This window comes from Neptuniibacter sp. 1_MG-2023, assembly GCF_030547185.1.
Classification (GTDB): Bacteria; Pseudomonadota; Gammaproteobacteria; order Pseudomonadales; family Balneatricaceae; genus Neptuniibacter.
Genome location: NZ_JAUOQR010000020.1, coordinates 23,427 through 29,964 on the forward strand (window position 1 = coordinate 23,427; position 6,538 = coordinate 29,964).

Genomic DNA, 6,538 nt, shown 5'->3' on the forward strand with positions numbered 1-6,538 from the left:
GTCACTAAGCGCCCTCGCGGATTACTGTAAAGACTCCCCCTACCGAGATTTAACGCGCTCTACGACACCCTAGGCAAATCAAGCCGATAAGGCTTTGCTAAACAGATCAAGAGTTATCAAGGATAGCGCCTCTACTGTTATTCCCATAGTAGAGACTTAATTACGGTAAAACTCAGACACAAAAAAGGCCTGTTTAAACAAACAAGCCTTCGGTAGATATTAACGCGACCTTATAGATCGGGCAGTACCTGATGCGCAAATAACTCATCAATCTCATTACGATTACTGCACTCTAAGACCTTATGAATAACATCAGGTGTTAAATGCGGTGCGAAGCGCTGAATAAAGTCATACATATAACCTCGTAAGAAGGTTCCTTTCCTAAAGCCAATTTTAGTAATACTTGGCTCAAACAAATGACTGGCATCTAAGCGAACAAGGTCACTATCTTGCTTTTCATCAAACGCCATCGTTGCAACAATACCTACACCTAACCCTAAACGCACATAGGTTTTAATTACGTCTGAATCTACTGCGGTAAAAACAACCTTAGGCTCAAGTCCTTCATCAATAAAAGCCTCATCCAGCTTAGAGCGCCCAGTAAAACCGAAAACGTAAGTCACTATAGGATGTTCAGCTAAATCAGCTAAGGTTAGTTTAGAAACCTGCGTAAGCGGATGGTCTTTAGGCACAACAACAGAGCGGTTCCAGCGATAACAAGGCATCATAATAAGATCACTAAAATGCGACATAGCTTCTGTTGCTATAGCAAAATCAACCGTACCGTCCGCTGCCATTTCAGAAATCTGCATCGGTGTACCTTGATGCATATGCAAAGACACATCAGGATACTCTTTCATGAAACCGGTAATAGTGGGAGGTAAAGCATAACGAGCTTGGGTATGAGTAGTCGCTACATCCAAACTGCCCTTACGCTCATCACTAAACTCTTGCGCAACCTGCTTAATACTTTCAACTTTCTGCAGAATCTCGCCAGCAACAGATAAAATAGCCTGTCCCGCTGGGGTAACCCGAGTCAAATGCTTACCGCTGCGCGCGAATACCTCAACGCCCAGCTCATCCTCAAGAAGACGAATCTGCTTACTTATACCAGGCTGAGAGGTATATAAACTCTGAGCTGTCGCCGACACATTCAAGTCATGGCGAGCGACTTCCCAGATGTACCGCAGCTGCTGCAACTTCATTAAGCACTCCAAAAACAACAACACAGCTTATGCCTGTGTTATAAGAAATTTAACGTTATTATAACAGTTTAGAATAAATTCAATAGACCAGAAAGCAAGAGCGACGAGAGCTATCCTCGCGCATTCAAACGCCTAATCTCTTCATCCTGAGCAATGATTTTCTTTTCAAGACTATTAATTTTAGCTAACGAGCGTACCAGCTCATCTTCTTTATCTTTGAACTGTGAACGTATACTTGCTTCGCGTCTAGAGTGCTCAGAAGCTAAGCTAACCTGCTTCTGCCTTGCCCGCCTAACTTCTTCATCCATGACTTTAACTTTATCCTCCAACCTTTTGTTTTTGTTGGATTCGGCAAGCAAAGATGAGTTGATTTTTGATAGCTCTCTTGTCTGTCCAGAGGTATCTTGCTTGATCTGTTTAAGCTCAGCTTCTAGACTTTTTATTTGGGTTTTCTGTGTATCGTTTTTAACATCTTTTCTAGCCAATTCAGCTTGCAAGTCATGGATGTTTTTAGTCAGCGCTGATTCTTTTTTACCCACTTCATCTCTAAGCTTCTCAAGGGCGCCTCGATAATATCGTACATCCGCGTCTGCTTTACTCACAGCCTCAAGAGTGTGCCGCTGCTCCTCTTTTATACGCAGATCAAATGTACGTTTACTGTCATCATAGGTTTTTCGTAAATGATTAAGCTCCTGCTCAACATTTAAACGACTCTGCTCTTCCTGCTTCCTCTGTGACGTCTCTGCCATCAGATTGGCTTTCAGTACTTCAATTTCAGCTTCAAGCGCTTTAATTTGAGTTTCAGCATCTTCCTTTTTATTTATTTCTGCTCTCAGCCTTTCCTCTATATCACTTAAACGGCCGCGAGATTCTTTAAGAGACTCATCCGCTTCGCGACGAACCACCTCAAGCCCAGCATCATGACTATGCTTATCAACACTAAGTAAACCATTCGCTTCCTGTACAGCTTGCTGCCAAAGTTTAGAGAATGACTGTGTCAGCGACTCAGGAATTTCAGGAACGCTAACATCAGTTACATTTAAAACGATACGTTCAGGTACTAAAGCCCACCACTCATGCAAATCAGTTTCGACTATTGCTTCATCGCAACCTAAAGATTCAGATATAAGCAGGGCTGTCGGCTGAAACCCAGCCAACAACAAACGATCTGCAGTTGAATATATTTTCTCTTTTAAAGCCAAATCACTCATATAACAATAAAATCCATTAACTATTCTTGCTCTTAAAACTGTTCACCGCTTTTTGAAGCTTTATTTCAAGCGGAGCCTTTATTACTTTGCGGCCACCCGAAGGTAGAGGGAATCGCAACTCTGCAGCATGGAGAAACAAACGATCAAAGCCATGAGTACGCATTACCTCATTCATTTCATCCGTATTATATTTCTGATCGCCCACAATAGGATGCCCTGAAAACTGACAATGAACACGAATCTGGTGTGTTCTACCTGTGATTGGTCGCGCCTCAATCAAGGTAGCCTGACGACCAAACCGTTCAAGCACCTTAAATTCAGTCAAAGACTCCTTACCATCAGCAGAGACTTTAACCACGCGCTCCCCCGACTTAAGCTCATTTTTCCTGAGCGGCGCATCCACTCTTCTTTTTCTTTCACTCCATGAACCCATGACCATTGCATGATAGATCTTGGTAATACGACTTTTCTGCAAAGACTCATGCATTAACTTTAATGCGCTTCGCTTCTTAGCGAGAAGAATACAGCCTGATGTATCACGATCAAGTCGATGCACTAATTCCAAAAACTTAGCCTGAGGTCGCATCTGCCGAAAACTCTCAATCAACCCTAAACTAATACCACTACCACCGTGTACTGCAATCCCTGATGGCTTATTTACGACGATTAGATCATCGTCTTCATATAAAACGGCCGCTTCAAGCTGATCTATCAGCTTATTACCAATTTTTGCGGGTGCTTGCCGATCAGCTAAGCGAACGGGCGGGATACGCACCAAATCATTAAGCTGTAATTTATATTCTGGTTTAACTCGTTTTTTATTAACCCTCACCTCGCCTTTACGCACAATCCGATAAATTAGACTTTTCGGCGCACCTTTTAAGGTAGTGATCAAGAAATTATCGACCCTTTGGCCTGCATTTCCTTCTGTAATTTCAACGAAACGTACTTGATTGGTTGGCGAACTATTTTCTTGAGACATATTTATAATGAAAACCGATTAGCGAATTGATGCTGTAGTGGATAACTGCTATATTCTAGCCCTGCCGTGGTCTGTTGGCTTTATCTTTTTTCAATTGCTGTAATACAGACCCGAAAATCGCGGAAAAAAATCAATTCTGCTGAAAAAAGCGGCAACTATCATGAATATAAATTAAGAATAGCTTTTCACCCAGTCGGAAAAACCGGTTGGAGGTAGAGATGCGCATTAGCCAGGAACCTGCTTTTACAGCAGCAACAATTAGAAAGAAGAACATGAGGCTGATGTTTCCTCTACCGAGGACAGTTACTTTGCCGTTTGCGAAGTAACGTAAAACACATTAAATGTAAGATGCGACTCCAGCTCCAATTATATTGTTTGAGCAGCTGAAACTCTTATTGAATCAGAAGTGGTTTAAATACCCTTAGGGTTTTTGATGTAAATAATCGTCCAAAAGACGGGCTTCTGGAGATTCCAGAACCTCCCTGCTGCGTGAGAAGCGTTCTATAAGAGAACGCTATGAAAAGAATGCTTATTAACGCAACTCAACCTGAAGAGTTGCGCGTAGCGCTGGTTGATGGACAGCGCCTGTATGATCTAGATATTGAATCTGGATCACGTGAACAGAAAAAAGCCAACATATACAAAGGGAAAATCACTCGTATTGAGCCTAGCCTTGAAGCAGCATTTGTTGACTACGGCTCGGAACGTCACGGTTTCCTACCACTCAAAGAGATCTCTAAAGAATACTTCACGCAACCGCCAAGCCGCGGCTCTCGCCCAAGCATTAAAGAAGTATTAAAAGAAGGCACTGAAGTTATTGTTCAGGTTGATAAAGAGGAGCGTGGCAACAAAGGCGCTGCACTTACCACCTTTATCAGTCTTGCAGGCCGTTATTTAGTTTTAATGCCAAACAACCCTCGAGCTGGCGGTATCTCTCGTCGCATCGAAGGCGATGAGCGCACCCAACTTAAAGAAGCCCTTGCTGGTGTTAATGTACCTAAACAGATGGGTATCATTGTTCGCACAGCAGGTGTTGGCCGTAGTAGTGAAGAACTTCAATGGGACTTTGAATACTTAAAAACCCTTTGGACGGCTATCACCCAAGCATCAGATGAGAAATCTGCCCCCTTCTTGATCTATCAAGAAAGTAACGTCGTTATACGTGCAGTACGTGATTACCTGCGCTCAGATATTGGTGAAGTACTGATTGATGATCCTCAAGTTTTTGAAGATGCGCGTAACTTCGTAAAACAGGTGATGCCGACTTATGAGAGCAAGATTCGTCTTTATGTCGATCAGACCCCTCTATTCAACCGTTTCCAGATTGAAGCGCAAATTGAAACTGCATTTCAGCGCGAAGTAACCTTACCTTCAGGCGGCTCGATCGTTATCGATCCAACCGAAGCACTGGTCTCAATCGATATCAACTCTGCACGAGCAACTCGTGGCGGTGATATTGAAGAAACAGCAGTGCAAACCAACCTTGAAGCAGCAGACGAAATTGCACGTCAACTTCGCCTTCGAGATATTGGTGGATTAGTGGTAATCGACTTTATCGATATGACACCGATCAAAAACCAACGAGAAGTGGAAAACCGTTTACGTGATGCCCTGAAATTAGATAGAGCACGCGTACAGATGGGTCGCATCTCTCGTTTCGGTCTACTCGAAATGTCCCGTCAGCGTTTACGTCCATCTCTAGCTGAAACTCGCGGTGTGGTTTGCCCTCGCTGTAGCGGACAAGGCACGATTCGCGATACTGAGTCCCTTGCCTTATCTATTCTGCGTTTGATCGAAGAAGAGTCTGGAAAAGATAGAACTGCACAAATTAGAGCTATCTTACCTGTCACTGTAGCAACCTACTTGCTGAACGAGAAACGCCACGCGGTTCATGACATCGAAATACGTCAAAGTGTTCGCGTAGTCATTGTGCCAAATCCAAATATGGAAACACCGCACTATGAAGTTGTTCGCTTACGTGATGACAACACTGTCGCCACGACGAATGATGCAAGCTACACAATGCAGCCAGAACCTACAAACGAAGCCCCTATTGAAGCCTCAGCAACTGCTCAAACGGTTGTTGCTCGCGAACAAGCTGCCGTTCGTAGCGTCGCACCCTCGACTCCAGCGCCAGAAGCAAATCCAGTAAGCTCAAATTCAAGTTCAAGTTCAAGTTCAAGTTCAAATAAACCAGCAGCAAAACCTGCGAACAAGGCTGCGAAAGCACCGGTTCAAGCAGGTATTGTGGAACGCTTAATCGGGTTTATTAAAGAGATCTTCGGCTCAAGCGAACAGCCTAAGCAAGAAGCACCTGTTAAAAAACAGGAAAGCAGCAAGCCAAAAAGCAAACGCAACAACAACGATCGCAACGACCGTAGTGAAAATAGCCGTAACAAACGTCGTCGCCGTGATAATGATCGCAAGCCTCGTGGCGCGAAAAAGCAGAACGATGAGATCATCACAGTAAAACCAGAACCTGATGAGCCTTTACCAACTGCATCTACATCAGATGAAAAACCTAAACGTAGACGCCGTAAACGCAAATCAGAGCAAGACCGTACGGAAAATCGTAGCACTGAAGAGCTTAATACAAATAACTCATCATCTACTGATAATGAAGAGCTTCCACGCAACCCACGTCGTAGAGGCCGTCGTCGTCGTCCTACTGAACGTACAGCGAACCGCTCTAATCCGGTTCAACAAGAAACAGCTGCTTCTACAGCGGAAGACGCAACAGTAGAAACAGCAGCAACGGTTGCAGTAACTGAAGCAGCAGTAGCGACTGAAACAGCCAATACTGCACTTAACGCAACAGTAGAAACGCCGAGCAACGTTAACGAAACAACTGAAGCTTCTAATAAAGTAGCTGAAGCATCAAGCGACGTTAGCGAAACAACTGAAGCGCCTAGCGAAGTCACTGAAGCATCAAGCGACGTTAGCGAAACAACTGAAGCGCCTAGCGAAGCCACTGAAGCATCAAGCGACGTTAGCGAAACTGCTGAAGAAGCACCAAGCGAAGTCACTGAAACATCAAGTGACGTTAGCGAAACAGTTGAAGCCCCTAGCGAAGCCACTGAAGCATCAAGCGACGTTAGCGAAACAGTTGAAGCACCTAGCGAAGCCACTGAAGCATCAAG

General features: G+C 44.1%; 4 protein-coding genes. 1 reads left to right on the plus strand and 3 read right to left on the minus strand.

From position 1 onward, the window contains the following. Window positions 1–230 precede the first annotated feature (230 nt). The 3 genes from cysB to rluC all read right to left on the minus strand — a co-directional run bounded on the left by cysB (window position 231) and on the right by rluC (window position 3,398). A complete protein-coding gene (gene cysB / locus Q4492_RS15250; protein WP_303419736.1) occupies window positions 231–1,205 on the minus strand; it encodes an HTH-type transcriptional regulator CysB in 975 nt (324 codons plus the stop codon). A gap of 110 nt (window positions 1,206–1,315) precedes the next feature. Further along, window positions 1,316–2,416: a DNA-binding protein gene (locus Q4492_RS15255; RefSeq protein ID WP_303419738.1), complete on the minus strand. Its 1,101-nt coding sequence runs from the start codon at window positions 2,414–2,416 to the stop codon at window positions 1,316–1,318. 16 nt (window positions 2,417–2,432) lie between these two features. Next, window positions 2,433–3,398, minus strand: a complete 966-nt coding sequence (gene rluC, locus Q4492_RS15260; protein ID WP_303419740.1) for a 23S rRNA pseudouridine(955/2504/2580) synthase RluC — start codon at window positions 3,396–3,398, stop codon at window positions 2,433–2,435. Between the two features lie 516 nt (window positions 3,399–3,914). Between rluC and rne the strand changes: the two genes are divergently transcribed. Further along, the coding region (gene rne / locus Q4492_RS15265) for a ribonuclease E (RefSeq protein WP_303419742.1) at window positions 3,915–6,538 on the plus strand (2,624 nt) is incomplete at its 3' end.

Coding starts and splice junctions, on each gene's coding strand:
- cysB (WP_303419736.1), bottom strand. CDS start 1,205: ATGAAGTTGCAGCAGCTGCGGTACATCTGGGAAGTCGCTCGCCATGAC.
- Q4492_RS15255 (WP_303419738.1), bottom strand. CDS start 2,416: ATGAGTGATTTGGCTTTAAAAGAGAAAATATATTCAACTGCAGATCGT.
- rluC (WP_303419740.1), bottom strand. CDS start 3,398: ATGTCTCAAGAAAATAGTTCGCCAACCAATCAAGTACGTTTCGTTGAA.